Below are 26,302 nucleotides of genomic sequence, written 5' to 3' on the forward strand. Positions count from 1 at the left end.
CCTAACGGAGCAACCGGCCGCACACCAGGCCGCATTGCGCGCATATGAGCGATACGCCGCCAACGCCCCGGCAGGGAAATTCACTTACGGGACAGGGGCGTCCGGTGAGCGGACGACCAGGGGGACGGCGGGCCTCACCGACGCCTCGCCCCAGGACCGCCGCGCCTCAGCGCCCCAGGACCGCCGCGCCTCAGCACAGGGTCCAGCCCGTGCTGACCCCCCGGCCGCTCACGTTGCCCTTGACCCAGACGCAGCGGTGGCCCGCGTGCACCTTCACCGGGCCCGCCATGCGCACGTAGCGGCCCGCGTCCCGCACCGGGCGGCTGCCGCGCGCCTGCACGCTGATCGCCATGGACTTGCGGGCGCGCGTGTTCTTGGCGTACGTCACCGCGCAGACGAAGCCGCGCTTCTTGTAGAGGACGACCTTGCCGGTGGCGAAGGTCAGGGTGCGAACCTTGTGGCCGGGGCAGGGCGTCGCGGCCTGGGCGGTGCCCGCACCGGGGCCCGCGAGCGCGCACAGCAGGGCGACGGCCAGCGCGGCGGCACCCGCCGCGAGGCGGCTCCGGATCCGACCACTGTTCACGACGAGCCCTCCCGTCACCCCGGCATCAGCGTACTGACGTACGGACGCCGGACACGCACGCGACGGTTGCGGAATCGTCCCTGCCAGTTTTCAGGTTTGACACAACTCGCGGCAGATACCCGTGCCCGTACGGAGCAGAACGCGAGTACCGCGAGTACCGCGAGTACCGCGAGTACCGGGCAGAGCGCGAAAGGTGAGATTGTCATGACCTCGATAAGTTCCTCACGGCGTCCGTCACGGCGTGCGTCCCGGCGTCCGGCACGCCCCGTGCGCCGCCGCTTCGGCCCCCGTGCGGCCCTCGCCGCCGTCGTCCTCGCCGCCGTGGCCGCCGTGCCGTCCTCCGCCTCGGCCACCGCCGACACCGGCACGGCCTCCGTCGGCGGGCCGGGCCAGGCGCCCGCGCGCAGCGGCAGCCCGGGCCCCGCCTACGAGCGGGTCGCGCACTTCTACGGCGCGTACGTCGACATGGCCGACGAAGGGGGCTCCGCGCAGGCCGCCGCCGAGCTGCGCGACTTCTATCTGACCGCGGACCTGCGCGACCGCCTCGCCACCTGGGAGCGGCGCCACGACGCGGACGGCGTGCTGCGCGCGGCGCACGCGCCCACCGCCTGGCGCGTGACCGCGGGCGACAGCGGCATGGGCAGGACGACGTCCATGGTGCGGCTGACCTGGGGCACCGGCGAGGAGCGCACGTACACGTACCTGACGGTGCGGTCCGACCTCGCGACCCGGAAGATCACCGACATCGAGTCGACGTACTGAGCCGCGTACCGGCCGCCGGGCCATCGGGCCGTCGGGCCGTCAGGCCTCCACCGGCTCCCCCACGAACGTCCGCCACAGCTCCGCGTACCGCCCGCCGCGCGCGAGCAGCTCGGCGTGCGTGCCGTCCTCCGCGACGCGGCCGTGGTCCATGACGACGACGCGGTCCGCGCGGGCGGCGGTGGTGAGCCGGTGGGCGACGACGAGCGTCGTGCGGCGGCCCGCGATGCGGTCGGTGGCCTGGTTGACCTGGGCCTCGGTGGCGAGGTCCAGGGCGGCGGTGGCCTCGTCCAGGAGCAGGATGTCGGGGTCGACGAGTTCGGCGCGGGCCAGGGCGATGAGCTGGCGCTGGCCGGCGGACAGGTTGCGGCCGCGCTCGGCGACCTCGTGCAGGTAGCCGCCCTCCAGGGTGGCGATCATGTCGTGCGCGCCGACCGCGCGGGCCGCCGCCTCGACCTGGGCGTCGGTGGCGTCGGGGCGGCCGTAGGCGATGGCGTCGCGGACCGTGCCCGCGAACAGATAGGCCTCCTGCGGCACGACGCCGAGGCGGTGCCGGTACGCGGTCAGGTCCAGGGCGCGCAGATCGGTGCCGTCGACGGTGACCCGGCCTGCCGTCGGGTCGTAGAAGCGGGCGACGAGCTTGACGAGGGTGGACTTGCCCGCACCGGTCTCACCGACGAACGCGACGGTCTGGCCCGCGGGGATGCGCAGGTCGATGCCGCTGAGCGCGGTCTCCCCCGCGGGGGCACCGACCGGGGCGCCGTCCTCGGCCGGGGCCGCGCCGTCGGCCCCGTACGCGAACTCGACGTCCTCGAAGGCGATCTCGCCGCGCAGGGAGAGCACGTCCAGCGGCTCGTCGGGGGCCTTGGTGGAGGTGGGCTCGCGCAGCAGCTCCTGGATCCGGCCGAGCGACACGGTGGCCTGCTGGTAGCCGTCGAAGACCTGGGAGAGCTGCTGCACCGGCGCGAAGAACAGGTCGATGTAGAGCAGGTACGCGACCAGCGCGCCGGTGGTGAGCGTCCCGGCGTCCACGCGGTGCGCGCCCACGACCAGCACGGCCACCACCGCCACCGAGGACAGGAGCTGCACGAACGGGAAGTACACGGAGATCAGCCACTGGCCGCGCACCCGCGCCTCGCGGTAGGCGCGGCTGTGGTCCGCGAACCGCTCGCCGCCCGTGCGCTCACGCCGGAACGCCTGCACGATCCGCAGCCCGGCCACGGTCTCCTGGAGGTCGGCGTTGACCACGGACACGCGCTCGCGGGCCAGTTCGTACGCCTTCACGCTCGCCCTGCGGAAGAAGTACGTGGCGACGGCGAGCAGCGGGAGCGTCGCGAAGACGACGAGCGCGAGCTGGACGTCGATCACGAGCAGGGCGGCCATGATGCCGAAGAAGGTGACGACGGAGACGAAGGCGGTGACGAGACCGGTCTGCAGGAACGTGGACAGGGCGTCCACGTCGGTCGTCATCCGCGTCATGATGCGCCCGGTCAGCTCGCGCTCGTAGTAGTCGAGCCCGAGCCGCTGCAACTGCGTGAAGATCTTCAGGCGCAGTGCGTACAGGACGCGCTCGCCGGTGCGGCCCGTCATGCGGATCTCGGCGGTCTGCGCCGCCCACTGCACGGCGACGGCGGCGAGCGCCAGCCCGGACGCCGCCCACACGGCGCCGAGCGCGAGCTGGGTGACGCCCTCGTCGATGCCGTGCCGGATGAGCACGGGCAGCAGCAGGCCCATGCCCGCGTCCAGGGCGACGAGCACCAGGCTGAGCAGCAGCGGCGCCCCGAAGCCGCGCAGCAGCCTGCGCAGGCCGTACGACTCCTCGGGGGCGACGGCGCGTGCCTCGTCGATGCCGGGGGTGTCGGTGGCGGGCGGCAGCGCCTCGACCTGGGCGAGCAGTTCGGGGGTGGCCGGGGAGCCGGACAGCGCGGTGTCCTTGGGCTCGCGGTCGCCCGTCCACAGCCTGGGGGTGATGCCGCGCTCGGCGTCGAACTCGGCGTCCAGCTCGTCGCGTACGGAGGTGTCCTCGGGGCTCTCCGCCGTCCGGGGCGCGGTGTGGCCGGGCGAGACGCCGCCCAGCTCGTCCGGGTCGGTGAGCAGCCGCCGGTACAGCGGTGAGGTGCGCTCAAGGTCGGCGTGCGTGCCGATCGCGGCGAGGCGGCCGCCGTCGAGGACGGCGATGCGGTCGGCGAGGTTCAGGGTGGAGCGGCGGTGCGCGATGAGGAGGGTCGTCCGGCCCTCCATGACGTGCTGGAGCGCCTCGTGGATCTCGTGCTCGACGCGGGCATCGACGGCGGAGGTGGCGTCGTCCAGGACGAGCAGGCGCGGGTCGGTGAGGATGGCGCGGGCGAGCGCGAGGCGCTGGCGCTGGCCGCCGGAGAGGGTGAGCCCGTGCTCGCCGACCTTCGTGTCGTAGCCCTCGGGCAGCTCCGCGATGAACCGGTCCGCCTGCGCGGCGCGCGCGGCCCGCTCGATCTCCTCGTCCGTCGCGTCGGGCTTGCCGTACGCGATGTTGGCGCGCACGGTGTCGGAGAACAGGAAGGAGTCCTCGGGCACGAGGCCGATGGCGGCGCGCAGCGACTCCTGCGTCAGCTCGCGCACGTCGTGGCCGCCGATGAGGACGGCTCCGCGCGTCACGTCGTAGAACCGGGGCAGCAGCAGCGAGACGGTGGACTTGCCGCTGCCGGACGACCCGACGACGGCGAGGGTCTCACCGGGCCGGATCTCGAAGCTGAGCCCGTCCAGGACGGGAACCTGCCCCCCGTCGTACCCGAACGACACGTCGTCGAACTCGACGGTCGCGGGCGCGTCGGCGGGCAGCTCCTTCGTCCCGTCCTTGATCGCGGGCCGGGTGTCGATGAGCTCCAGGACGCGCTCGGCGCCGGCGCGGGCCTGCTGCCCGACGGTGAGCACCATGGCGAGCATCCGCACGGGGCCCACGAGTTGCGCCAGGTAGGTCGAGAACGCCACGAACGTCCCGAGCGTGATCTTCCCCTCCACCGCGAGCCAGCCGCCGAGCGCGAGCATCGCGACCTGCCCGAGCATGGGCACGGCCTGGAGTGCGGGGGTGTAGCGGGAGTTCAGGCGGATGGTGCGCAGCCGCCCGGCGAACAGCCTCCGGCTCACCTCGCGCAGCTTGCCGGTCTCCTGCTCCTCCTGCCCGAAGCCCTTCACCACGCGCACGCCGCTGACGGCGCCGTCGACGACGCCCGCGACGGCGGCGGCCTGCGCCTGCGCGTACCAGGTGGCGGGGTGCAGTTTCGTACGGCTGCGGCGGGCGATCCACATCAGCGCGGGCGCGACGGCGAGCGCCACCAGGGTGAGCGGCAGCGACAGCCACGCCATGATCACCAGGGACATCAGGAACAGCAGCACGTTCCCGATGGTCATGGGCAGCATGAACAGCAGCCCCTGGATCAACTGCAGGTCACTGGTGGCCCGCCCCACGACCTGCCCGGTCGACAGCTCGTCCTGCCGCCGCCCGTCCAGCGCGGTGATCGTGTCGTACATCTCCGTCCGCAGATCGTGCTGCACGTCGAGCGCGAGGCGGCCGCCGTAGTACCGGCGGACGTACGTCATCACGTACACGAGCACCGCGGCCCCGACCAGGGCCCCGGCCCACGGCGCCATGTCCCGGCTGTGGTCCCCGATCACGTCGTCGATGACGACCTTGGTGAGCAGCGGTACGACGGCCATGACGGCCATGCCCCCGAGCGAGGACCCGAGCGCCAGCACGACGTCCTTCGGATACCGCCAGGCATAGGCCCACAGCCGCTTGGCCCAGCGGGGCGGCTGGGCTTGGGGGGTGGGCCGCGCTTCGGCCGGGGCGTCGGCTTCGGCGGGCCCGGCCGGGGCCTTGGCTGCGGCCTGCCCGGCCGGGGCCTTGGCTGCGGCCTGCCCGGCCGGGGCGCCGGCTGCGGCTTGGTCGGCCGGGGCCTTGGCTGCGGTCGGGGCGTCGGCTTCGGCCGGGGCGCCGGCTGCGGCCTGCCCGGCCTGAGCCTTGGTTGCGGCTTGGTCGGCCCGGTTCCCGGCTTCGGCCTGGTCGGCCGGGGCCTTGGCTGCGGCTTGGTCGGCCTGGTTTCTGGCTTCGGCCTGGTCGGCCGGGGCCTTGGCTGCGGCCGGCTGCGGCTGACTGGGCGGCTGCTCGGCTTGGCCTTCGGCCGGGCTGACCGAGCCCTCGGCTGCGTCCTGACCGGTCGGGCCCTTGGCCTCCGGCTGGTCGGGGTGGCCTTCGACTTTCGGCTTGGGCCGGGCTTCGGCCTTCGGGTGGCCGGGCTGGTCCGCTTGGCCGTGCTGCTTCGGCTGCTGCTGTCGCGCGGCCTGCTGCGGCTGATCGGCGTGGCCTTGCCGCTTCGCCTGGCTCTGCGGCTCGGGCTGCGGCGGCCGCTCAGCCTGGCTCCGCGGCTCGGGCTCCCTCGGGTGCCCTGCCCGGTTCCGCTGCTCCGGCTGCTCCGGCCGCTCCGTCACGTGTCCGCCTCCCACCGTCTGACCTGCCGAGAGGCCCAACACGGGACGCTGCGCTTTTCATCCCGCCGCAACAAAACGATGGCTCTGCGCTTGAGCGGGGCTCCAGGCGTGGCGCGCCTCGCCCTCGCTCACCGGCGGGCTCCTCCCCCACCCACCCGCCCGCCCACCCCGGCTGACGCGCTCGACGCCTTCGGCCTCCGCACGAGGTCCGCCGTCGCCTCGGCCTGCTCCTGCACCGCGCTGACGCGTTTGTCCTCAATCGCCGGACGGGCTGACGCGCTCACCCCGACATCAGCAGGGGTCTCTCCCCACCCACCCGCCCATCCATCGCGCTGACGCGCTCGTCCTCAAACGCCGGACGGGCTGACAACCAACCGCCGCGAAGCCGCACGGCAACAGGCTGCGGCACGCTGAGCACAAACCGCGAACCGCTAGGCCGGGGCTGGCCCCGGACACCAGGGCCGCACGGGTGGACGGGCGGAACACACCGACGACGAAGCGGAAAGCCGCCAGGCCGGGGCCGAGCCCCGCCACCGAGGTAGTACGGACGGGCAGGCGGGAAACACCGCCACGCCAGCGGCGGAACACCCGACAACGGACCGGGAAGCCGCCAGGCCAAGGGCGCACGGGTGGGCGGGTGGGAGATACCGGCGACGGGCCGGGAAGCCGCCAGGTCGGGGCCAGGCCCGGTCACCGGGGCGGTACGGGTGGGCGGGCGATCCGGCGGAACGCCCACCCGCCCCGGAGGGGCGCGGGGCACCCCGGGCCTGGGCAGAGGCCCAGCGACACCCGCCCAAGGCGCCCCCGCCAGCCCTAGCCCTGCACCATCCCCAGCACCGGCAACGCCGGAGCCCCGGCGTCACTCACGTACCGCGACTTCTGCCGGATCTCGTTGCACTGGAAGGCCCGCGCCTGGTCCAGCACCTCGATGGTGATGACGGCGTCGATGTCGTGCACGGTCGGGCAGAGGTCACGGATGATCTCGATGTTCTGCGTGGAGTGGCCGTGAACCTCCTCGTCGGCCGTGGCCGGCGTGACGGCCATACCCGTCGCGGCCAGCGTCAGCACCGACCCGGCCAGCACCTTCTTGTTCGTAGAGCTCATGGACACTGAGCGCCCCTTCCCGCGAATGCCACGGCACCCCGTACGGGTGCCCATACCGGCCCAACCGGGATGCCGCGGCATAAGTTGCGCGAAGGGTCAGACTTTTCACCCGGTCGCCAGGCCCGGTACGGACGTGGCGACCGGAGCCGCGCGAAGCGAAAGGCCCAGGTCAGCCCTGCGGCGGCGCGGGAACGGCGGCTTCCTTCGGCGTGTCCGTGGGCACGTACCGCAGCGCCCCCGAGGCCCGGGGCGCCAGGTCCTTGTGGATGGCCTTCGACACCTTCTGGATGGTGTCGACCCCGTACTGCATGCTGCCGTTGCCGTGCGTGAGCACGGAGATGGTGTAGTCGTGGCCGCCGCCCTTGAAGGCGCCGACGCTGTGGACGCGCCACCCGTGCGTGGCCCGCGGCAGCCACCCGTTCTTGACGTGGATCTTCACGCCGGAGGGCGCCCCGGCCGGGGTGCCCCAGCGCTGGTCGCGGACGACCTTGTTCATGAGCTTGAGGATGTAGGCCCGGGCGTTGTCGCTGAGGACGGAGTTCTTGGCGGTGACCAGCGCGAGGAGCTTCTGCTCGTCGGTGACGTTGATCCGGGTGAGGCCCCAGTAGCCGTCCGCGCCGGGCACGGTCTTGGTCATCTTGGCCGCGGCCAGGAACTTCTTGATCTTGCCGACGCCGAGCTGGCGCCACAGCGTGCTGGTGGCGTTGTTGTCGGACCTGGTGATCATGGCGGTGGCGAGGTCGGCCTCGCGGTCCGTGAGGTACCGGTCGTTCTTCTTGGCGTCCCACAGCAGCGCCGCGAGGACGGTCACCTTGACGACGCTCGCCGAGTCGAACGAGGTCGAGCCGCGCAGCGCGCACGTCGTCTTGGTGGTCTTGTCGTGCAGCCCGACCGCGATGGTGCCCTTGCGGTTCTTCAGGGCGGCGGTGATGTCCTTCTCCAGCTTCGCGGCCAGGCCGGCCTGCGCGGAGGTGCACTTCACCTTCGGCGCCGCGGCGGCGGCGGGGGCGGCGACGGCGACCGCGCCGAGCGGCGCGAGCACGGCGACGGCCGCTCCCGCGCTCAGCACGCGGGCACGCCGGGATATGGACAGGTGGTGCGTCATGGAGGTTCCCCCTCGAAGTACGTACACGTGCGCCCCCAGCGCACTCGCCTCACATGACTCACCGATGTGAGTGAAGGTTGTACAGAGATGCGATTCTGTCACCGTGACCTTCACCGCCCGACGCCGGGCCACCGGGCTCGCTCCGGGCGGCTCGCAAGCGGGCAGCGCCGGACGCCGGCACGCGAGCCCGGTCGAAGGCTCGACTCCCGCTCAGAGAGTGATCACCGGCCTTCACCTGGAGCAACCGTTCCCTTACGGTTCGGTGACCAGCCGTCCAGTCGATGACGGCTCATCGGGGAAGGCGCCGCGTGGGCATCAGAGCAGCCAAGAGAGGCGCAGCGGCGCGATGAACACGAAGCACGACGGGACGGTCACTGTCGGGGTCCTGCTTGCGAGCGTCGCGCTCACCGCCTGCTCGGGTTCCACAGACACCCCGGACGAGTCCGAACCGACCCGGTTGGCATTCGCAGCGCCCGCGAAGGAACAGGGCAGGCCGGAGCACATCCCGGGGGAATCCGTCACCGCGGCACCCCGGCTTCCGGAAGGCAAGGCGCTGGCCGAGATCGCCGCGGCCGAGGGCAGCCGGACCGTTCCCCTCGGCCGCATCGGTGAAGGCCCGCTGTCCGTGCTCGTGAACTGCCAGGGCAGGGGCACACTTGAGGTCACCCTTCAGCCCATGGGCATGAAGTTCCCCCTGAGCTGCGTGAAGGGCGAGGTCAGCAGCACGTACAACGAACTGCGCCTGAAGAAGCCCAGGGCCGAGGCCACCCTCAAGGTGACCGTCCCCTCCACGGTGAGGTGGTCCCTCACCGCAGGCCAGTAGCGACAGGCGCCGGTATCCCATCAGCTCCTGTCGGTGCTGCCGACTGATTCCGCCCCGCTGGATCTGGCCCTGTGCCGAGCCAGGCGGGGCGGAATGCTGAGACATGCGAGGCTGCGCGCATGCCGGTGAGCTACGGCCGAGCACTTCACCCCCGGGGGCCAAAGCCCGGTTCGGGATCAGCACCTACGCGATGGACGAGATCCCGCGCCAGGGGCGCCCGCCTTGACGCCGACGAGGAAGGCGGTCCAGGCAGGAGTGGCGAAGGTCAGCATGGGCTCCGCGGGACATTTGGAGTCACGTACGTCGAGGCCGCGGACGGCCGAGCGGACCTCCACACACTCGCCGTTCTGCTGGCTGTAACTGCTCTTGAACCACTCAGACGGGAGCACCGACATCTCTTCTCTCCCCCAGCCCGCTGCCCAGTTCTCCGCGCCATACGGAAGTTGCGCACCCTCCAGCAAGTGAAGCAGCCACTCCCGCAGTACGTCCCCCTCACGCAAGCACGGGCTGCCGTCACGCCTCGAAGTTGTACTCCAAGACGTACGCCGAGGCGTCGAGGACCATCTCGTTGACTTCGACGGCACGCCCCTGGTCGTCGAATGCGGTGCGGCCGATGAGCATGACCGGCATGCCGGACGACATCCGCAGGTGAGCGGACTCTTCGGCGTTGGGCATGCGTGAGCGCACCTCCTCGCGGAACCGGACCGGCCGGCGCCCGAGTTCTTCGAGCCTCGCGTACGTGCCGCCGGGGCCGGTGTCCGGCTGGGCGATCGGTGTGCCCCTGACCAATTCTGCCGAGAGGTACGAGACGGAGAGCAGCACCGGCTCGCCGTCGAGCACGAACCGCCGCCTCCGGACGCAGGCTCGGTCCTCTTCACCGAGTCCCAGGATCTCCGCCACCGCTGCCGGAGCCTCCTCCTCGGTCACCGCGACGGAGTCGACCACCAGGTCACGCCCACCGATGTCCGCGGCCCAGATGGAACGTCCCGAACCCCACTGCGCGCGAGCAAGGCGTTCGACACCGAGCCGACGGATCGGCTTGAAGTCCCGGACGAACACCCCGGCGCCTTTACGGGCTTCGACAAGCCCCTCCGCCTGCAGGAGCGCGAGCGCCTGCCGAGCCGTCATGCGCGCGACGCCGTGGGCGGCCATGAGGTCGTTCTCACCAGGCAGCCGTTGCCCCGGCTCGTACTCACCGGTTTCGATCCCTGCCCTCAGCTCGGCGGCAATGCGCTGGTACTTGGCCTGGCGTTCCCTGCTGCGCCCGCTCATCCGACCTCCTCCTGTCGTCTCTGGACACCTTAAGTACCGCGCGTGGCATGACGTAGCCGAGCAAGGGCCTCACCGGCACAGGCGTACATCTCTAGAGATGTATTGACACCCCCCGACGGCTCCGCTTCACTGGCGACATCGCAACATCTCTAGAGATGTTGTGCGGCCTACGTCGCCCTGGAGGTACCTGTGTCAGCCCACACCGCGTCCGCGCAACCGGCAGACCCCGAGAGCTTCGAAGCCAAGTGGCAACTACCCCGCACCCCCCGCACCGCAGGCCGCGCCCGGGCCCTGCTGCGCGCGCAGCTCGCCGCCTGGAAGATCGACGGTGACGTGGCGGACACCGCCGAGTTGGTGCTCTCCGAGCTGGTCACCAACTCCGTCCGGCACGCGTACGTACCCGCGGGCCGGGAGATCGGCGTACGGGTTGCCCGACGTGACGGGTGTTTGCGGATCGAGGTCGCCGACGCGGGCAGCGGGCGGCCCGCGCCGTGTGTGGCGCGGGCCGACGACGAGCACGGCCGGGGCCTGGCCCTCGTGGTCGCCCTGGCGGAGCGGTGGGGCTGCCGCCCCCGTGCGTACGGGATCGGCAAGGCGGTGTGGGCGGAACTCGGGCTGCCGCGCGGGCAGCCGTACCAGTGATCAGCCCGTGCCGAGGTGTGTCGGTGCGAACATGCGCAGCACCGCCGGCAGGACCACCACCGACGGGCCCGGTTCCGACAGGGCCTTGGTCAGGTCGTCGCGCAGGTGCTCGGGGGTCGTGCGGGCACCCGGGACGCCGAAGGACTGTGCGAGCGCGACGAAGTCGGGGCGCGTGAGCTCGGTGGCCGTGGCCTCGCCGAAGGCGTCGGTCATGTACTCGCGCAGGATGCCGTAGCCGCCGTCGTCGACGATCAGCCAGGTGACGTTCAGGTCGTACTGGCGGGCGGTGGCCAGCTCGGCGATCGAGTACATGGCGCCGCCGTCGCCGGAGACGGCGAGGACCGGGCGGGTCGGGTCGGCCGCCGCCGCGCCGAGCGCCGCCGGGAAGCCGTAGCCGAGGCCGCCCGCGCCCTGGGCGGAGTGCATGGTGTTGGGGCGGCGGGCGTCGAACGCCGACCACGCCCAGTACGCCAGGATCGTCATGTCCCAGAAGGACGGGGAGTCGTCGGGCAAGGCCGCCCGGACCGAGGTCAGGACCTGCTGTTCCAGGGTCAGGTCCTGGGCGGCGATGCGCGCGCGGACCGCCGCGAGGACCTCGCGCGCCCGCCCCGGGGCCGCCGGGTCCGACCGCTGCCCCACCGTCTCCAGGAGCGCCGAGAGTGCCAGGCGGGCGTCCGCGTGGATGCCGAGTGCCGGGTGGTTGGACTCCAGCTTGCCGGGGTCGGCCTCGATCTGGATGACGCGGCCGCGCGGAGCGAACGTGTGGTAGTTCGAGGAGAGTTCGCCGAGGCCCGAGCCGACCACGAGGAGGACGTCCGCGTCCTCCAGGAAGTCGGTGGTGTGCCGGTCCTCCAGCCAGGACTGGAGGGACAGCGGGTGCTCCCAGGGGAAGGCGCCCTTGCCGCCGAAGGTGGTGACGACGGGCGCGTCCAGCTTCTCGGCGAGGGCACGGAGCTTGCCCGCGGCGTCGGCGCGGACCACGCCGCCGCCCGCGACGATCACCGGGCGCTCGGCCCGGGTCAGCAGGTCGGCGGCGACGGCGGTCAGCTCCGGGCGCGGGACGAGGTCGCGTGGCGTGGCGTCCACCGCCGTGACGACGGGCAGGGACGTCTCCGCGAGGAGGACGTCCTGGGGGATCTCCACCCACACCGGCCCGTGCGGCGCGGTGAGCGCCGCCTCCCAGGCCGCCGCGAGCGCGGACGGGATCTGGGACTGCGTACGGACCGTGTGGACGGACTTGACCACGTCCCGGAACGAGGCCTGCTGGTCGCGCAGCTCGTGCAGATAGCCGTGGCGCCCGCCGCCGAGCCCGGCGACGGGGACCTGGCTGCCGATCGCGAGCACCGGCGCGCTCGCGGCCGCGGCCTCCTGGAGCGCGGCCAGCGAGAGCAGCGCGCCCGGCCCGGTGGAGAGCAGCAGCGGCGCCACCTCGCCCGTGATCCGGCCGTACGCGTCCGCCGCGAATCCCGCGTTGTTCTCCACCCGCAGCCCGACGTACGCCAGGTCCGAGCGGCGCAGCGCGTCGAACATGCCGAGCGCGTGCTGCCCCGGCAGGCCGAAGACGGTCGACGCGCCGAGACCGCGCAGGGTCTCGACGACCAGGTCGCCGCCGGTCCTCCCGGCGGGCGGGTTGAGGGCGGCCTCGGTCTGCGCGGGCGTGGGCCGCAGTTCCAGGTCGTGGTCGTGGGTCACTTCGAACGGGCCTCCGCGATCTGGCGGGACATGATCGTGGTCAGTTCGTACGCGGTGTGGGACGCGGCCACGGCGGTGATCTCGGCGTGGTCGTAGGCGGGCGCGACCTCCACGACGTCGGCGGAGACGAGGTTGCAGGAGGCCAGGCCGCGCAGGATCTCCAGGAGCTCGCGGGAGGTCATGCCGCCCGCCTCGGGGGTGCCGGTGCCCGGGGCGTGGGCCGGGTCGAGGCAGTCGATGTCGATGGAGATGTACAGCGGCCGGTCGCCGATGCGCTGGCGGAGCTGGTCGGCGACCTCGTCGGCGCCCCGGCGGTAGATGTCGGCGGACGTGACGATGCCGAAGCCCATCTTCTCGTCGTCGGTGAGGTCCTGCTTGCCGTACAGCGGACCGCGCGTGCCGACGTGGCTGAGGGCCTCGGTGTCGAGGATGCCCTCCTCCACGGCCCGGCGGAACGGCGTGCCGTGCGTGTACTCGGCGCCGAAGTACGTGTCCCAGGTGTCGAGGTGCGCGTCGAAGTGCAGCAGCGCCACCGGGCCGTGCTTCTTCGCCACCGAGCGGAGCAGCGGCAGGGCGATGGTGTGGTCGCCGCCGAGCGTCATCATGCGGGCGCCGGTGGCGAGCAGGTCGTCGGCGGCGGCCTCGACGGTCTCCACGGCCTCGTTGATGTTGAACGGGTTCGCCGCGATGTCGCCGGCGTCGGCGACCTGGGCGAGCGCGAACGGGGAGGCGTCCTGCGCCGGGTTGTACGGCCGCAGCAGGCGGGACGCCTCGCGGATGGCGTTGCCGCCGAAGCGGGCGCCCGGGCGGTAGGAGACGCCCGAGTCGAAGGGGACGCCGACGACGGCCACGTCCGCGGTGCCGACCTCGTCGAGGCGGGGCAGGCGGGCGAAGGTGGCGGGGCCCGCGTAGCGAGGGATCCGCGAGGAGTCGACGGGGCCGCGCGGGGTGGTGTTCTCGGGGGTGGTCATGGTCGGTGTCTCCAGGTGTAACGAATGTGCGTAAACAGTGTGAACCCTCGCGGGGCGCCCCGGACCCGCCCCTTCCCGAACCGGGGGCTGCCGCCTCCGTGCCCCCGCTTTTCGGCGCTTCGCGCCTCGTCCTCAAACGCCGGACGGGCTGGAAACCGGGCGGGGCCCGACGGCTCGGGGAGGGCCGGGGGAGGAAGTCAGGCCGTCACGGGCACCTCCGCCTCGGGCTCGCGGCCCGCGACCCGCTCCCGCCACGCCGCGAGCGTCGCCGCGTCGGTGGGCCGGGTCACCAAGGACCCCACCACGTACACCAGCAGCGAGGCGAGCAGCCCGTAGTAGATGGGCTCGTTGGCGAGGATGCCGTAGTGCCACATCAGGCCGATGACCGAGACGCCGCCGGCGACGACGGCGGCGAGCGCCCCGGCCCCGGTGCCCCGGCGCCACAGCAGGCCGCCGAGGATCGGCACGAGCAGGCCCGCGACGAGCAGGTTGTAGGCGACGGTCAGGGCCTGGACGACGTCGTCGATGGCGATGGCGACGCCGATCACGGCCGCGCCCATGACGAGGATGAAGGCGCGGTTGCCCTTCACCTCGTCGTGCGGGCCGGCCCCCGCTGCCGCGCCCCGCAGCCGGGCCCAGATGTCGTTGTTGGCCACGGTCGCGCAGGCGATGAGCGCCCCGGACGAGGTGGACATCACGGCGGCGAGCGCCGCGGCGAGGACGAGGCCGCGTACGCCGACGGGCAGTTCGTCCTTGACGACGGTCGCGAAGGCGGAGTCGGCGCTGGGCAGGTTCGGGTACATGACCTTGGCCGCGGTGCCGATGACGGCGCCCGCGAGCGCGTACACGAGGCAGTACGTGCCGGCCACCGTGCCGCCCCAGCGGGCGACCTTGTCGCTGCGCGCGGTGAACACCCGCTGCCAGATGTCCTGCCCGATGAGCATGCCGAAGGTGTAGATCAGTACGTACGTGAAGATGGTCTCGCCGCCGACGCCGAAGGGCTCGAAGTAGTCGCCGGGCAGCTCGTCGCGCATCGCGCCGAAGCCGCCCGCCTTGACGACCGCGATCGGCAGGAGCAGGAGCAGCACGCCGATGGTCTTCACCACGAACTGCACCATGTCGGTGAGCGTGATCGACCACATGCCGCCGAGCGTGGAGTACGCGACGACGACGGAGCCGCCGATGACGACGGCGAGCGTGCGCGGCACGTCGAACAGGACGTCGAAGATGGTGGCGTACGCGATGGTGGAGGTCACCGCGAGCATCAGCGTGTAGCCCCACATGACGACGCCGGACAGGACGCCGGCGCGGCCGCCGTAGCGCAGGTCGAGCATCTCGGAGACGGTGTAGACCCGCAGGCGGGCGATGCGGGCCGAGAAGAGGACCGACAGGGCCAGCAGGCCGAGGCCGATGGTGAAGACCATCCAGGCGCCGGACAGGCCGTGGGTGTAGCCGAGGCCGACCCCGCCGATGGTGGAGGCGCCGCCGAGGACGATCGCGGCCATCGTGCCGGAGTACATCCACGGCCCGAGGCGGCGGCCCGCGACGAGGAACTCGCTTTTCGACTTGGCGCGGCGCATGCCCCACCAGCCCATCGCGAGCATGCCGGCGAGGTAGAGGACGATCACGGTGTAGTCCACGGCCATGGCGGGCCTCCTTGCGCTCTCGGTCGGTGGCGTGTCGTGCGGGTGGAGCCGGAAGGCGACCGGCCGCGGGGACATCCGCCCGTACCCGCGGCGCCCGGTCGGCACGACCCTAGGTGGCCGGAAAGCGACGCTGAAGTGTACGTTTCCTCCACCCTCCGAGTCGGAGATGGAGGAAACGTCCACCATGCCGTCCGCCCCGCCGCCCCCACCGCCCCCCTCGTCGTCCGCCGTGCCGGACCCGCCGCCCCTCACGCCGTCCGCCGTGCCGGACCCAGCGGCCGCGGCCGGTGCCGGTCCCGCGGCCGGTGCCGGTGCCGCGCCCCCGCCCACCCCCGCCGTCCCCCTCGCCGCCCTCCTCGCCCACGAGGAGCTGGGCCTGCGCCGGATCGCGGGCCCGGACGCGGCGGGGACCGCCGTGCACTGGGTGCACACCTCGGAGATGAGCGACCCGTACCCGTACCTGCTCGGGGGCGAGCTGCTGCTCACGGCCGGGGTGCACGTACCGCACGGGGCGGACGCGGGTCCGCACCTGGACGCGTACGTGTCCCGCATCGTCGCGGCGGGCGGCGCCGCCCTCGGGTTCGGGGTCGCGCCCGTGCACGCGGCGGTGCCGCCCGCGCTGGTGGCGGCCTGCGACCGGTACGGGCTCCCGCTGCTCGAAGTGCCGCCCCGGACGACGTTCAGCGGGGTCGCGCGCGCCGTGTGGCAGCTCATGGCGGAGGCCAGGCACACCGAGCTGCGCCGCGTCGCGCAGGCGCAGCAGGGGCTCGCGGCCGCCGCGGCCCGGCCCGACCCGGTGCCCGCGCTGCTGCGGCAGCTCGCGACGCGCCTGGACGGGTACGCGGCCCTGCACGCCGCCGACGGCACCCCCGCCCAGAGCGCGGGCACCCCGCCGGGCGAGGCCGCGCGGGCCGCCCTGGCCCGGCTCGCGGGCGTGGTGCTGCACCCCGCCGGGCCCCGCCCCGCGCCCGCCCCCGCGTCCGGCACCGACACCGTCGCGGGCACCCACCTGGCCGCCTACGCGCTCGCCGGGCCGCAGGGCCTGGCCCTAGGGGTGGCGACCCGGCGCCGCGAGCCGGGCGACCACACCGTCGCCCAGGTCGCCGCCGTGCTGCTCGCGCTGCTCGCCGCGCCCCTCCAGGGCGCCACCGAGGCGGCGCGCTCCGCCGCCCTGGTGCGGCTGCTGCTCGGCGCGGCCCCGCACGAGGTGGCGCCCCTCCTCGGCGCCGGGCCCTGGACGGTGGTCCACGCCCGCGTGCAGCGCGCCGCCGCCGACGGCACCGCGCCGACGGCGGCGTCCCTCGCGGCGGCCCTGGGCAGCACGCTGGTCGACCCGGGCCGGGACGGCAGCAGTAGCGGCAGCGGCAGCGGCAGCGAGGGCGGCAGCGGCAGCGAGGCCGAGGGGGACGGGAGCGGCGCGCGGGACACCACCCTCCTCGTCCCCGCCGACCGCGAGGTCACCCCGCAGCGCGGCTGGACCCTCGGCGTCTCCGCCCCCGCCGGGGCCGACGCGCGCGCCGCCGCCGACACGCAGGCCGCGCGGGCCGCCCGCCGGGCCGCCGCCACCCGCGTCCCGCTCGTACGGCACCACGGGACCGGCCTCGCCGCGCTCGTCGCGCCCGCCGAGGCCGACGCCCACGCCCGGGCGCTGCTCGCCCCGCTCGGCGGCAGCGCGCCGCTCACCGAGACCCTGCGCACCTGGCTGTCCCTGCACGGCAGTTGGGACCGCACGGCGGCTGCCCTGGCCGTGCACCGCAACACCGTCCGCCAGCGCGTCGCGCGCTGCGCCGCCCTGCTGGACGCCGACCTGGACGACCCGGACGTCCGCATGGAGCTGTGGTTCGCGCTGACCCGCACCGTCTGAACGACACCCCTCGGCGTCGGCTCCCCGAAGGGACGCGCCGAACCCCGACGGAGCCGCACCCGGCCGACGGCACAATGGACCCATGCCGATACCGACCCGCGCAGCGCTCGTAGACCACCTCGTCCGCACCCGCATTGCGGGCAGCGTGGCGACCCCCCGCGAGAACAACCTCTCCCACTACCGCAAGCTCGCGAACGGCGACCGGCACTACTGGCTGGGCCTGGAACTCGGCGACCGCTGGAGCGACGAGCAGGACGTGCTCGCCGTGATGGCCGAGCGCTGCGGCGTCATCGACGACCCCGGGCACCGGCAGGGCCAGGACACCATCGACCCGGAGCTGACGGTCGACGCCCTGGAGCGGATGGCAGGCCGTCTGCGCAAGGCCGCCGACGCCAAGGAGCGGGTCCTGTTCGCGACCGGGCACCCCGGCGGGCTGCTCGACGTGCACCGCGCGACGGCCGCCGCGCTGCGCGCCGCGGGCTGCGAGATCGTGGTCATCCCGGACGGCCTGACGGCGGACGAGGGCTTCGTCTTCCAGTTCGCGGACGTGGCGGTCCTGGAGCGGGGCGCCACGCTGTGGCACACCCACTCCCCCGAGCCGATGAACGCCATCCTGGACGGGCTGCTGCGCGCCGAGCGCCCGCTGCCCGACCTGGTCGTCGCCGACCACGGCTGGGCGGGCCGCGCGGGCCAGCGGGGCATCGACGCCGTCGGCTACGCGGACTGCAACGACCCGGCCCTGTTCATCGGCGAGGCCGAGGGCACGGTCCAGGTGACGGTCCCCCTGGACGACCACGTGACCAGCCCCCGGTACTACGACCCGCTGACGGCCTACCTCCTGGGAGCGGCGGGGCTGGCCGGGGACAGGTGAGCCCCGCCGGATGACGGCCCCCGCGGTCAGCGGGGCCCCGGCGTGGGGTCCAGGTACACGCGCCGCACCGCGGGGAAGCGCTCCCGGACGCGCCGGGCCATCCGGTCGCAGGCCTGCTCGACCTCGGCGGCGGTGGACACGTCCCGGAAGTTCACCTTCGCCGCGACCAGTGCCTCGTCGGGCCCCTGGAGCAGGGTGGTGAGCTCCAGGACGTCCACCACGTGCGGGTCGGCGAGGAGTTCGGCCCGCACCCGTTCCCGTACGGGGCGCGGCAGGGGCCGGCCGATGAGCAGGTCCGCGTTGGCCCGCCCCAGGACCCAGGCCACGTACACCAGCAGGACGCCGATGGCGAGCGACGCGACGCCGTCCCAGACGCCCGAGCCGGTGAGCTGGCCGCCGAGCAGGCCGCCCGCGGCGAGCACGAGGCCCGCGAGCGCGGCCGAGTCCTCCATGACCACCGCCTTCACCGCGGTGTCGGGCGTGTGCCGCAGATAGCGCCCGATCTGTACGTCGAACCGCGCCGCCGCCCCGCGCGCCTGTTTCAGGCCGGTGCGCAGGGAGTAGCCCTCCAGCAGGAAGGCGATGCCGAGGACGGCGTACGAGAGCAGCGGGTCCCCGGGCTCGTGGCCGTGCGTGAGGGTGTGGACGCCGTCGTACACGGCGAAGACGCCGCCGCCGACGAACGTGGCGACGGAGGCGAGCAGCGCCCAGACGTAGCGCGCGCCGCCGTAGCCGAGGGGGTGGTCCTCGTCGGCGGGCCGCTCGGCGCTCTTCAGCGAGACGAGCAGCATGAGCTCGGTGACGGTGTCGGCCACGGAGTGCGCCGCCTCGGAGAGCATCGCGCTGGAGCCGCTGACCGCGCCGGCCACGGCCTTGGCGGCGGCGATCCCGAGGTTGGCGAGCGCGGCGACGACGACCGTGACGGCGCTCTCGCCGCCCGCCGCGCCGTCACCGTCTTCCGCCGTACATGAGGAGGTTTCGCCCATGTCGGGGCAGTATGCCCGATAAGCCGACGCCTATCCGTTCCGCGGGACCCGGACGACGCCCTCCTGGATGACGGTGACGGCGAGCCGCCCGTCCCGGGTCCAGATCCGCGCCTGGCCGAGGCCGCGGCCGCCGCCGGACGTCGGGGACTCCTGGTCGTACAGGAGCCACTCGTCGGCCCGGAACGGCCGGTGGAACCACATGGCGTGGTCGAGCGAGGCGCCCACCACGTCCCCGACGGCCCAGCCGCCGCGCCCGTGCGCGAGCAGCACGGAGTCGAGCAGCGTCATGTCGGAGACGTACGTGGCCAGGCAGACGTGCAGCAGCGAGCCCGCGTCCTGCCCGTCGAGCTTTCCCGCGGTGCGGAACCAGACCTGGGAGCGCGGCTCGCGGGGGCGCCCGACGGTGGCCCAGGGCGGCGCCTCGGCGTAGCGCAGGTCGACGGCGGCGCGCGCCTCGACCAGCCGGGCGGCGACGTCCGGCGGCAGGTCGCGCGGCAGCGCATCGGCGGCCGTGGGCAGCGTCTCCGGGTCGGGCGCGGCCGGCATCCGGACCTGGTGCTCCAGGCCCTCCTCGTACGCCTGGAACGACGCCGACAGGTGGAAGATCGGCTGCCCGTGCTGCACGGCGACGACGCGGCGGGTGGTGAAGGAGCGTCCGTCGCGGATGCGGTCCACGGTGTAGACGATGGGCGCGCCGGGGTCGCCGGGGCGCAGGAAGTACGCGTGCAGGGAGTGCGCGGATGGGGTCTTCTCTGGTCGAGTGGGGCCGGGACCTTGGGGAAGGCCGTCGGGCACGGTGCGGCCCGCGGCGACCAGGGCCTGGGCGGCGACCTGCCCGCCGAAGACGCGCGGCACGAGCGCGGAGCGGCTCTCGCCGCGGAAGATGTCCTGCTCGACCCGCTCCAGGTCGAGCAGGCCGAGCAGGTTCTCCAGCGGGCCCGAGGGCTCGCTCACAGGCCCATGTCCTTGGCGATGATCATCTTCATGACCTCGCTGGTGCCGCCGTAGATGCGGTTGACGCGGTTGTCGGCGTACAGACGGGCGATCGGGTACTCGTTCATGAAGCCGTAGCCGCCGTGGAGCTGGAGGCAGCGGTCGATGACGCGGTGGGCGACCTCGGTGCAGAAGAGCTTCGCGGACGCGGCCTCGGCCGGGGTCAGCTCGCCCGCGTCCAGGGCCTCCAGGGCGCGGTCCGCGACGGCCTCGGCGGCGTCGACCTCGGCCTGGCAGGCGGCGAGCTCGAACTTGGTGTTCTGGAAGGAGGCGACGGGCTTGCCGAAGACCGTGCGCTCCTGGACGTACTCCTTGGCGAACCGGACGGCGGCCTTGGCCTGCGCGTAGGCGCCGAAGGCGATGCCCCAGCGCTCGGAGGCGAGGTTGTGGCCGAGGTAGGCGAAGCCCTTGTTCTCCTCGCCGAGCAGGTCCTCGACGGGGACCTTGACGTCGACGAAGGCCAGTTCGGCGGTGTCGGAGACCTTCAGGCCGAGCTTGTCGAGCTTGCGGCCGACGGAGTAGCCCTCGGACTTGGTGTCGACGGCGAACAGGGAGATGCCGAAGCGGCGGTCGTCCTCGCGCGGGGCGGAGGTGCGGGCGCAGACGATCACGCGGTCGGCGTGCACGCCGCCGGTGATGAAGGTCTTGGCGCCGTTGAGGACGTAGTGCGTGCCGTCCTCGGAGAGCCTGGCAGTGGTCTTCATGCCCGCGACGTCGGAGCCGGTGCCCGGCTCGGTCATGGCGAGCGCCCACATCTCCTCGCCGGTGACGAACTTCGGCAGGAAGCGCTTCTTCTGCTCGTCGGTGGCGAGCATCTGGAGGTACGGCAGGCCGAGCAGCACGTGCACGCCCGAGCCGCCGAAGGTGACGCCCGCGCGGGCGGTCTCCTCGTACATGACGGCCTCGAACTTGTGCGAGTCGATGCCCGCGCCGCCGTACTCCTCCTCGACGCGGATGCCGAAGACACCCAGCTCGCCGAGTTTGCGGTAGAAGTCGCGGGGCGCCTGGCCGGCCGCGTACCACTCGTCGTACACGGGGACGACCTCGGCCTCGATGAAGGCCCGGATGGTCTCCCGGAACGCCTCGTGGTCCTCGTTGAAGACGGTACGCCGCACGGTGTGGCTCCCTGGGTCACGGATCCGACTAAGCGCTTGCTCAGGCCGAGGTTACCCGTGGGTTGTGTGACCGTCCAGGGTCAAACGCGTGACCGGCGGGGCGGTAGCCGGGGCCGGGGCTGTCGCGGCCTTCGGCCTTCCTCGCCCTCAAGCGCCGGACGGGCTGGGACCGCCCGCCCCCGCTGCCGCCGCCAGGGCGCCCCTGCTCAGGCGGTGGAGGAGGTGGGCCGTGGCGTCGCGGTCGGGGAGGGTGCCGGGGCGGGGCAGGTGGGGGGTGGAGTTCAGGAGGCCGAAGACCGCGTGCACGGAGGCGCGGGCCTCCGCCTCGGCGAGGGCGGGGTAGACCTCGCGGACGGCGGCCACCCACAGCTCGACGTACTGGCGCTGGAGCTGGCGCACCCTCTTGCGGTCGGTGTCCCGCAGGCGGTCCAGCTCGCGGTCGTGCAGGGTGATCAGGGGGCGGTCGTCGAGGGCGAAGTCGATGTGCCCCTCGATGAGCGAGTCGAGGGTGGCCTCGGGCGCCCCCGCCGTCTCCGCCGCCCGGCGCCTGCCCCCGGTGAGCAACTGCTCGCTGATGCCGACGAGCAGCTCGGCGAGCATCGCGTCCTTGCCCGCGAAGTGCCGGTACAGGCCCGGCCCGCTGATGCCGACGGCCGCCCCTATCTCGTCCACGCCCACGCCGTGGAAGCCGCGCTCGGCGAAGAGCCGGGCGGCTTCCTTGAGGATCTGCTCGCGGCGGGTGGGGGCGTCGGTCCTGGTGGCCATGGCAGCAATTCTAGACAGGGCGGTTAGCGGTCGTTAACCTGAGGACCACACGTTAACGCTCACTAACCCGGGGAGCTCAGCGGATGCAACAGGCACCAGTCCTCACGAGCGCGGCGGACCCCGCCTCGGACGCCTGGCGGGCCAACGAGGCGGCGCACCGCGCGCTGGCCGAGGAGCTGCGCGGCAAGCTCGCCGCGGCCCGCCTCGGCGGCGGCGAGAAGGCCCGCGCACGCCACACCGCGCGCGGCAAGCTGCTGCCGCGCGACCGCGTGGACGCCCTGCTCGACCCCGGCTCGCCCTTCCTGGAGGTCGCGCCGCTGGCCGCCGACGGGATGTACGACGGGCAGGCCCCGGCCGCCGGGGTCATCGCCGGGGTCGGCCGGGTCAGCGGCCGCGAGTGCGTGGTCGTCGCCAACGACGCCACCGTCAAGGGCGGCACGTACTACCCGATGACGGTCAAGAAGCACCTGCGGGCCCAGGAGATCGCCCTGGAGAACCGCCTGCCGTGCGTGTACCTGGTCGACTCCGGCGGCGCCTTCCTGCCGATGCAGGACGAGGTCTTCCCCGACCGCGACCACTTCGGGCGGATCTTCTACAACCAGGCCCGGATGTCCGGCGCGGGCATCCCGCAGATCGCGGCGGTCCTCGGCTCCTGCACGGCCGGAGGGGCGTACGTCCCGGCGATGAGCGACGAGGCCGTGATCGTGCGCAACCAGGGCACGATCTTCCTGGGCGGCCCGCCGCTGGTGAAGGCCGCCACCGGCGAGGTCGTGACCGCCGAGGAGCTGGGCGGCGGCGAGGTCCACTCCCGGGTCTCGGGCGTCACCGACCACCTCGCCGAGGACGACCCGCACGCGCTGCGCATCGTGCGCACGATCGTCTCCACGCTGCCCGCGCGCGGGGCGCCGCCCTGGGAGGTGCGGCCGGTGGAGGAGCCGAAGGTCGACCCGTTCGGCCTGTACGGCGCGGTGCCGGTGGACCCCCGTACGCCGTACGACGTGCGCGAGGTCATCGCGCGCGTGGTCGACGGCTCGCGCTTCGCCGAGTTCAAGGCGGAGTTCGGGCAGACCCTCGTCACCGGCTTCGCGCACCTCCACGGCCACCCGGTGGGGATCGTCGCCAACAACGGCATCCTGTTCGCGGAGTCCGCCCAGAAGGGCGCCCACTTCATCGAGCTGTGCGACCAGCGCGGCATCCCGCTGGTCTTCCTGCAGAACATCTCCGGCTTCATGGTGGGCCGGGACTACGAGGCGGGCGGCATCGCCAAGCACGGCGCCAAGATGGTCACCGCCGTGGCCTGCACCCGCGTGCCGAAGCTGACCGTCGTGGTCGGCGGCAGCTACGGCGCGGGCAACTACTCCATGTGCGGCCGGGCCTACTCGCCCCGCTTCCTGTGGATGTGGCCGAACGCCAAGATCTCCGTCATGGGCGGCGAGCAGGCCGCGTCCGTCCTCGCCACGGTCAAGCGCGACCAGTTGGAGGCGCGCGGCGAGGAGTGGTCCGCCGAGGACGAGGAGGCCTTCAAGGCCCCGGTCCGCGCGCAGTACGAACAGCAGGGCAACGCCTACTACGCCACGGCGCGGCTGTGGGACGACGGCGTCATCGACCCGCTGGAGACCCGCCAGGTGCTCGGCCTGGCCCTGACCGCCTGCTCGGGCGCCCCGCTGGGCGACCGCGGCTTCGGCGTCTTCCGGATGTGAGGGGTACGGACGCGATGAGCATGTTCGACACGGTCCTTGTGGCCAACCGGGGCGAGATCGCCGTCCGCGTCATCCGCACGCTGCGCCGTCTCGGCGTGCGCTCGGTGGCCGTCTTCTCCGACGCCGACGCCGGCGCCCGGCACGTGCGCGAGGCCGACACCGCGGTGCGGCTCGGCCCCGCGCCCGCCGCCGAGAGCTATCTGTCCGTGGAGCGGCTCCTGCAGGCCGCCGCGGTCTCCGGCGCCCGGGCCGTCCACCCCGGCTACGGCTTCCTCGCGGAGAACGCCGCCTTCGCGCAGGCCTGCGCGGACGCCGGCCTGGTCTTCATCGGGCCGCCCGCCACGGCGATCGACCTGATGGGCGACAAGATCCGCGCCAAGGAGACGGTGCGCGCGGCCGGGGTCCCGGTGGTGCCCGGCTCCTCGGGCAGCGGCCTCACCGACGCCCAACTGATGGCCGCCGCCCAGGAGATCGGCACCCCGGTGCTGCTCAAGCCGTCCGCGGGCGGCGGCGGCAAAGGCATGCGCCTGGTGCGGGACGCCGCGCTGCTCGGCGAGGAGATCGCCGCCGCCCGGCGCGAGGCGCGCGCCTCCTTCGGCGACGACACGCTGCTCGTGGAGCGCTGGGTCGACCGCCCCCGGCACATCGAGATCCAGGTCCTCGCCGACGCCCACGGCCACGTCGTCCACCTCGGCGAGCGCGAGTGCTCCCTCCAGCGCCGCCACCAGAAGATCATCGAGGAGGCGCCCAGCGTCCTGCTCGACGAGGCCACGCGCGCCGCGATGGGCGCCGCCGCCGTGGACGCCGCCCGCTCCTGCGGCTACGTCGGCGCCGGCACGGTCGAGTTCATCGTCCCGGGCGGCGACCCGTCCTCGTACTACTTCATGGAGATGAACACCCGCCTCCAGGTCGAGCACCCGGTCACCGAGCTGATCACCGGCCTGGACCTGGTGGAGTGGCAGCTCCGGGTCGCCGCCGGGGAACCGCTGCCCTTCGCGCAGGAGGACGTGCGCCTGACCGGGCACGCGGTGGAGGCCCGCATCTGCGCCGAGACAGTGTCCTTCAAAGAGGGCGCCCGCGGGTTCCTGCCCTCCGGCGGCACAGTCCTGGCGCTGCGCGAGCCCTCCGGCGACGGGGTGCGCACCGACTCCGGCCTCAGCGAGGGCACGGAGGTCGGGAGCCTGTACGACCCGATGCTCTCCAAGGTCGTCGCGTACGGCCCCGACCGCGCGACCGCGCTGCGCAAGCTGCGGGCGGCCCTCGCGGAGACGGTGATCCTCGGTGTGCCGACGAACACCGGCTTCCTGCGGCGGCTGCTCGCCCACCCCGCGGTGGTGGCCGGAGAGCTGGACACGGGCCTCGTGGAGCGCGAGGCCGAGGCGCTGGTCGACACGGACGTCCCCGCGGAGGTGTACGAGGCCGCCGCGCGGGCCAGGGCGACGGCCCCCGCGCGGGACGGGAACGCCTGGACCGACCCGTTCTCCGTACCCAACGGCTGGCGCCTGGGCGGCGAACCCGCCTGGACGGTGCACCACCTGCGGGTGCCGGGGCACGACCCGGTGACCGTACGGACCCGCCTCACCGCGGACGGCACGGTCGAGGTCGACGCCGACGGGACCCGGGCGCCCGGTCCCGTCACCCCCTTCCACCACGCCGGTGACTGGCTCGGCCGGGACGGCGACGCCTGGGAGGTCCGCGACCACGACCCGGTGGAGGCCGCGCTCACCGGCGCGGCCCACGCGGGCGCGGACGCGCTGACCGCGCCGATGCCCGGCACCGTCACCGTCGTCAAGGTCTCCGTGGGGGACCGAGTGGCGGCGGGGCAGAGCCTCGTCGTGGTGGAGGCGATGAAGATGGAGCACGTCATCGCCGCCCCGCACGCGGGCACCGTCACCGAACTGGACGTCACCCCCGGGACCACGGTCGCCATGGACCAGATCCTCGCCGTGGTGGTCCCCGACGCGTCGGCTCAGGAGGAGGCATGAGCGACACGACCGGCCTGCCCATGGCCGTACCGGCGGAGGGGCTGCCGCCGCGCGTCCGCATCCACGAGGTCGGCCCCCGCGACGGCCTGCAGAACGAGAAGGGGGCCGTCCCCACGGAGGTGAAGGCGGAGTTCATCCGCCGCCTGGCCGGTGCCGGGCTCACCACCGTCGAGGCCACCAGCTTCGTGCACCCCAAGTGGGTGCCCCAACTGGCCGACGCGGAGCAGTTGTTCCCCCAGGTGCGGGACCTGGCGGGCGTGCACCTGCCGGTGCTCGTGCCGAACGAGCGCGGCCTGGACCGGGCGCTCGCGCTCGGCGCCCGCCGGGTCGCCGTGTTCGCCAGCGCCACCGAGTCCTTCGCCAAGGCCAACCTGAACCGCACGGTCGACGAGGCACTCGCCATGTTCGCGCCGGTGGTGGCCCGGGCGAAGGCCACCGGGACCGGGGCCGACCAGGTGCACGTGCGCGGCTATCTGTCGATGTGCTTCGGCGACCCCTGGGAGGGCCCCGTGCCGATCCCCCAGGTCGTCCGCGTCTGCCGGGCGCTGCTCGACCTGGGCTGCGACGAGCTGAGCCTCGGCGACACCATCGGCGTCGCCACGCCCGGCCACGTCCGGGCCCTGCTGACCGCCCTCAACGACCAGGGAGTGCCCACCGACCGCGTCGGCGTGCACTTCCACGACACGTACGGCCAGGCCCTGGCCAACACCCTCGCCGCGCTCCAGCACGGCGTCACCACCGTGGACGCCTCCGCGGGCGGCCTCGGCGGCTGCCCGTACGCCAAGAGCGCCACCGGCAACCTCGCCACCGAAGACCTCGTGTGGATGCTGCACGGCCTCGGCATCGAGACCGGGGTCGACCTCGGCCGTCTCACCGCCACGAGCGCGTGGATGGCCGACCGGTTGGGCCGACCGAGCCCGTCGCGCACCGTGCGCGCCCTCTCCCACCAGGAGCCGTGAGAA

Annotated in this window: 21 protein-coding genes; 8 read left to right on the forward strand and 13 right to left on the reverse strand. The window is 73.5% G+C overall.

Features of this window, described 5'->3' with window-relative positions:
* Nucleotides 1-190 precede the first annotated feature (190 nt).
* Nucleotides 191-583, reverse strand: coding sequence for a hypothetical protein (locus tag IE330_RS12830; protein WP_190136079.1), 393 nt, complete (start codon nt 581-583; stop codon nt 191-193).
* A gap of 267 nt (nt 584-850) precedes the next feature.
* On the opposite strand from IE330_RS12830, the gene IE330_RS12835 reads away from it, so the two are divergent.
* A complete protein-coding gene (locus tag IE330_RS12835) occupies nt 851-1,345 on the forward strand; it encodes a hypothetical protein (protein WP_190136080.1) in 495 nt (164 codons plus the stop codon).
* 39 nt (nt 1,346-1,384) lie between these two features.
* Here IE330_RS12835 and IE330_RS12840 read toward each other — a convergent pair whose 3' ends face one another.
* From IE330_RS12840 to IE330_RS12850, 3 genes are all read right to left on the reverse strand, one after another.
* Nucleotides 1,385-5,110 carry an ABC transporter ATP-binding protein gene (locus IE330_RS12840; RefSeq protein WP_190136108.1) on the reverse strand — a complete coding sequence of 1,242 codons (3,726 nt, stop codon included), beginning with the start codon at nt 5,108-5,110 and terminating at the stop codon, nt 1,385-1,387.
* 1,509 nt (nt 5,111-6,619) lie between these two features.
* A complete protein-coding gene (locus IE330_RS12845) occupies nt 6,620-6,910 on the reverse strand; it encodes a hypothetical protein (RefSeq protein ID WP_190136081.1) in 291 nt (96 codons plus the stop codon).
* Nucleotides 6,911-7,079: 169 nt separating this feature from the next.
* Nucleotides 7,080-8,015 carry a serine hydrolase gene (locus tag IE330_RS12850; RefSeq protein WP_190136082.1) on the reverse strand — a complete coding sequence of 312 codons (936 nt, stop codon included), beginning with the start codon at nt 8,013-8,015 and terminating at the stop codon, nt 7,080-7,082.
* Nucleotides 8,016-8,361: 346 nt separating this feature from the next.
* Between IE330_RS12850 and IE330_RS38850 the strand changes: the two genes are divergently transcribed.
* Complete coding sequence (locus IE330_RS38850) at nt 8,362-8,838, forward strand: hypothetical protein (protein ID WP_229925594.1); 477 nt, start codon at nt 8,362-8,364, stop codon at nt 8,836-8,838.
* A gap of 176 nt (nt 8,839-9,014) precedes the next feature.
* Here the strand turns inward: IE330_RS38850 and IE330_RS12860 are convergent, their stop codons facing one another.
* Both IE330_RS12860 and IE330_RS12865 read right to left on the reverse strand, forming a co-directional pair.
* Complete coding sequence (locus IE330_RS12860) at nt 9,015-9,233, reverse strand: DUF397 domain-containing protein (RefSeq protein ID WP_190136083.1); 219 nt, start codon at nt 9,231-9,233, stop codon at nt 9,015-9,017.
* Nucleotides 9,234-9,351: 118 nt separating this feature from the next.
* Complete coding sequence (locus IE330_RS12865) at nt 9,352-10,110, reverse strand: GntR family transcriptional regulator (protein ID WP_190136084.1); 759 nt, start codon at nt 10,108-10,110, stop codon at nt 9,352-9,354.
* 189 nt (nt 10,111-10,299) lie between these two features.
* Between IE330_RS12865 and IE330_RS12870 the strand changes: the two genes are divergently transcribed.
* Nucleotides 10,300-10,752, forward strand: coding sequence for an ATP-binding protein (locus IE330_RS12870; protein WP_190136085.1), 453 nt, complete (start codon nt 10,300-10,302; stop codon nt 10,750-10,752).
* Here IE330_RS12870 and IE330_RS12875 read toward each other — a convergent pair whose 3' ends face one another.
* The 3 genes from IE330_RS12875 to IE330_RS12885 form a co-directional block, all read right to left on the reverse strand.
* On the reverse strand, nt 10,753-12,444 hold the full coding sequence (locus tag IE330_RS12875; protein ID WP_190136086.1) for a thiamine pyrophosphate-binding protein: 1,692 nt from the start codon (nt 12,442-12,444) through the stop codon (nt 10,753-10,755).
* Nucleotides 12,441-13,415 (reverse strand): agmatinase, encoded by a 975-nt coding sequence (gene speB / locus IE330_RS12880; protein WP_190136087.1) that lies wholly within the window; start codon nt 13,413-13,415, stop codon nt 12,441-12,443. Before speB ends, IE330_RS12875 begins: the two co-directional genes overlap by 4 nt.
* Nucleotides 13,416-13,612: 197 nt before the next feature.
* Entirely contained in the window at nt 13,613-15,061 is a 1,449-nt protein-coding gene (locus IE330_RS12885) for a sodium:solute symporter family protein (protein ID WP_190136088.1), read from the reverse strand.
* Between the two features lie 184 nt (nt 15,062-15,245).
* Here IE330_RS12885 and IE330_RS12890 point away from each other — a divergent pair, with 184 nt between their 5' ends.
* Both IE330_RS12890 and IE330_RS12895 read left to right on the forward strand, forming a co-directional pair.
* Nucleotides 15,246-16,925: a PucR family transcriptional regulator gene (locus IE330_RS12890; protein ID WP_190136089.1), complete on the forward strand. Its 1,680-nt coding sequence runs from the start codon at nt 15,246-15,248 to the stop codon at nt 16,923-16,925.
* Nucleotides 16,926-17,007: 82 nt separating this feature from the next.
* Complete coding sequence (locus IE330_RS12895) at nt 17,008-17,796, forward strand: phosphatase (protein ID WP_190136090.1); 789 nt, start codon at nt 17,008-17,010, stop codon at nt 17,794-17,796.
* A gap of 26 nt (nt 17,797-17,822) precedes the next feature.
* On the opposite strand, the gene IE330_RS12900 is transcribed toward IE330_RS12895, so the two are convergent.
* The 4 genes from IE330_RS12900 to IE330_RS12915 all read right to left on the reverse strand — a co-directional run bounded on the left by IE330_RS12900 (nt 17,823) and on the right by IE330_RS12915 (nt 21,655).
* Nucleotides 17,823-18,782 (reverse strand): cation diffusion facilitator family transporter, encoded by a 960-nt coding sequence (locus IE330_RS12900; RefSeq protein ID WP_190136091.1) that lies wholly within the window; start codon nt 18,780-18,782, stop codon nt 17,823-17,825.
* A 30-nt stretch (nt 18,783-18,812) separates the two neighbouring features.
* Nucleotides 18,813-19,736: an acyl-CoA thioesterase gene (locus IE330_RS12905; protein ID WP_190136092.1), complete on the reverse strand. Its 924-nt coding sequence runs from the start codon at nt 19,734-19,736 to the stop codon at nt 18,813-18,815.
* Entirely contained in the window at nt 19,733-20,890 is a 1,158-nt protein-coding gene (locus IE330_RS12910) for an acyl-CoA dehydrogenase family protein (protein WP_190136093.1), read from the reverse strand. Before IE330_RS12910 ends, IE330_RS12905 begins: the two co-directional genes overlap by 4 nt.
* 147 nt (nt 20,891-21,037) lie before the next feature.
* Nucleotides 21,038-21,655 carry an SACE_7040 family transcriptional regulator gene (locus IE330_RS12915; RefSeq protein WP_190136094.1) on the reverse strand — a complete coding sequence of 206 codons (618 nt, stop codon included), beginning with the start codon at nt 21,653-21,655 and terminating at the stop codon, nt 21,038-21,040.
* 83 nt (nt 21,656-21,738) lie between these two features.
* Between IE330_RS12915 and IE330_RS12920 the strand changes: the two genes are divergently transcribed.
* The 3 genes from IE330_RS12920 to IE330_RS12930 are packed head-to-tail and all read left to right on the forward strand — an operon-like array spanning nt 21,739 to nt 26,299.
* Nucleotides 21,739-23,355: a carboxyl transferase domain-containing protein gene (locus IE330_RS12920; protein ID WP_190136095.1), complete on the forward strand. Its 1,617-nt coding sequence runs from the start codon at nt 21,739-21,741 to the stop codon at nt 23,353-23,355.
* Nucleotides 23,356-23,375: 20 nt separating this feature from the next.
* Nucleotides 23,376-25,340 (forward strand): ATP-binding protein, encoded by a 1,965-nt coding sequence (locus IE330_RS12925; RefSeq protein ID WP_190136110.1) that lies wholly within the window; start codon nt 23,376-23,378, stop codon nt 25,338-25,340.
* The gene (locus tag IE330_RS12930; RefSeq protein ID WP_190136096.1) at nt 25,337-26,299 is read left to right on the forward strand and encodes a hydroxymethylglutaryl-CoA lyase; all 963 of its coding nucleotides are present in this window, start codon (nt 25,337-25,339) and stop codon (nt 26,297-26,299) included. Before IE330_RS12925 ends, IE330_RS12930 begins: the two co-directional genes overlap by 4 nt.
* The last annotated feature ends 3 nt before the right edge of the window (nt 26,300-26,302 follow it).

This window comes from Streptomyces longispororuber (assembly GCF_014656095.1).
In the GTDB taxonomy this organism is placed as follows: domain Bacteria; phylum Actinomycetota; class Actinomycetes; order Streptomycetales; family Streptomycetaceae; genus Streptomyces; species Streptomyces longispororuber.

Coding starts and splice junctions, on each gene's coding strand:
- IE330_RS12885 (WP_190136088.1), bottom strand. CDS start 15,061: ATGGCCGTGGACTACACCGTGATCGTCCTCTACCTCGCCGGCATGCTC.
- IE330_RS12890 (WP_190136089.1), top strand. CDS start 15,246: ATGCCGTCCGCCCCGCCGCCCCCACCGCCCCCCTCGTCGTCCGCCGTG.
- speB (WP_190136087.1), bottom strand. CDS start 13,415: ATGACCACCCCCGAGAACACCACCCCGCGCGGCCCCGTCGACTCCTCG.
- IE330_RS12865 (WP_190136084.1), bottom strand. CDS start 10,110: ATGAGCGGGCGCAGCAGGGAACGCCAGGCCAAGTACCAGCGCATTGCC.
- IE330_RS12860 (WP_190136083.1), bottom strand. CDS start 9,233: ATGTCGGTGCTCCCGTCTGAGTGGTTCAAGAGCAGTTACAGCCAGCAG.
- IE330_RS12925 (WP_190136110.1), top strand. CDS start 23,376: ATGTTCGACACGGTCCTTGTGGCCAACCGGGGCGAGATCGCCGTCCGC.
- IE330_RS12845 (WP_190136081.1), bottom strand. CDS start 6,910: ATGAGCTCTACGAACAAGAAGGTGCTGGCCGGGTCGGTGCTGACGCTG.
- IE330_RS12895 (WP_190136090.1), top strand. CDS start 17,008: ATGCCGATACCGACCCGCGCAGCGCTCGTAGACCACCTCGTCCGCACC.
- IE330_RS12850 (WP_190136082.1), bottom strand. CDS start 8,015: ATGACGCACCACCTGTCCATATCCCGGCGTGCCCGCGTGCTGAGCGCG.
- IE330_RS12915 (WP_190136094.1), bottom strand. CDS start 21,655: ATGGCCACCAGGACCGACGCCCCCACCCGCCGCGAGCAGATCCTCAAG.
- IE330_RS12920 (WP_190136095.1), top strand. CDS start 21,739: ATGCAACAGGCACCAGTCCTCACGAGCGCGGCGGACCCCGCCTCGGAC.
- IE330_RS12930 (WP_190136096.1), top strand. CDS start 25,337: ATGAGCGACACGACCGGCCTGCCCATGGCCGTACCGGCGGAGGGGCTG.
- IE330_RS12900 (WP_190136091.1), bottom strand. CDS start 18,782: ATGGGCGAAACCTCCTCATGTACGGCGGAAGACGGTGACGGCGCGGCG.
- IE330_RS38850 (WP_229925594.1), top strand. CDS start 8,362: ATGAACACGAAGCACGACGGGACGGTCACTGTCGGGGTCCTGCTTGCG.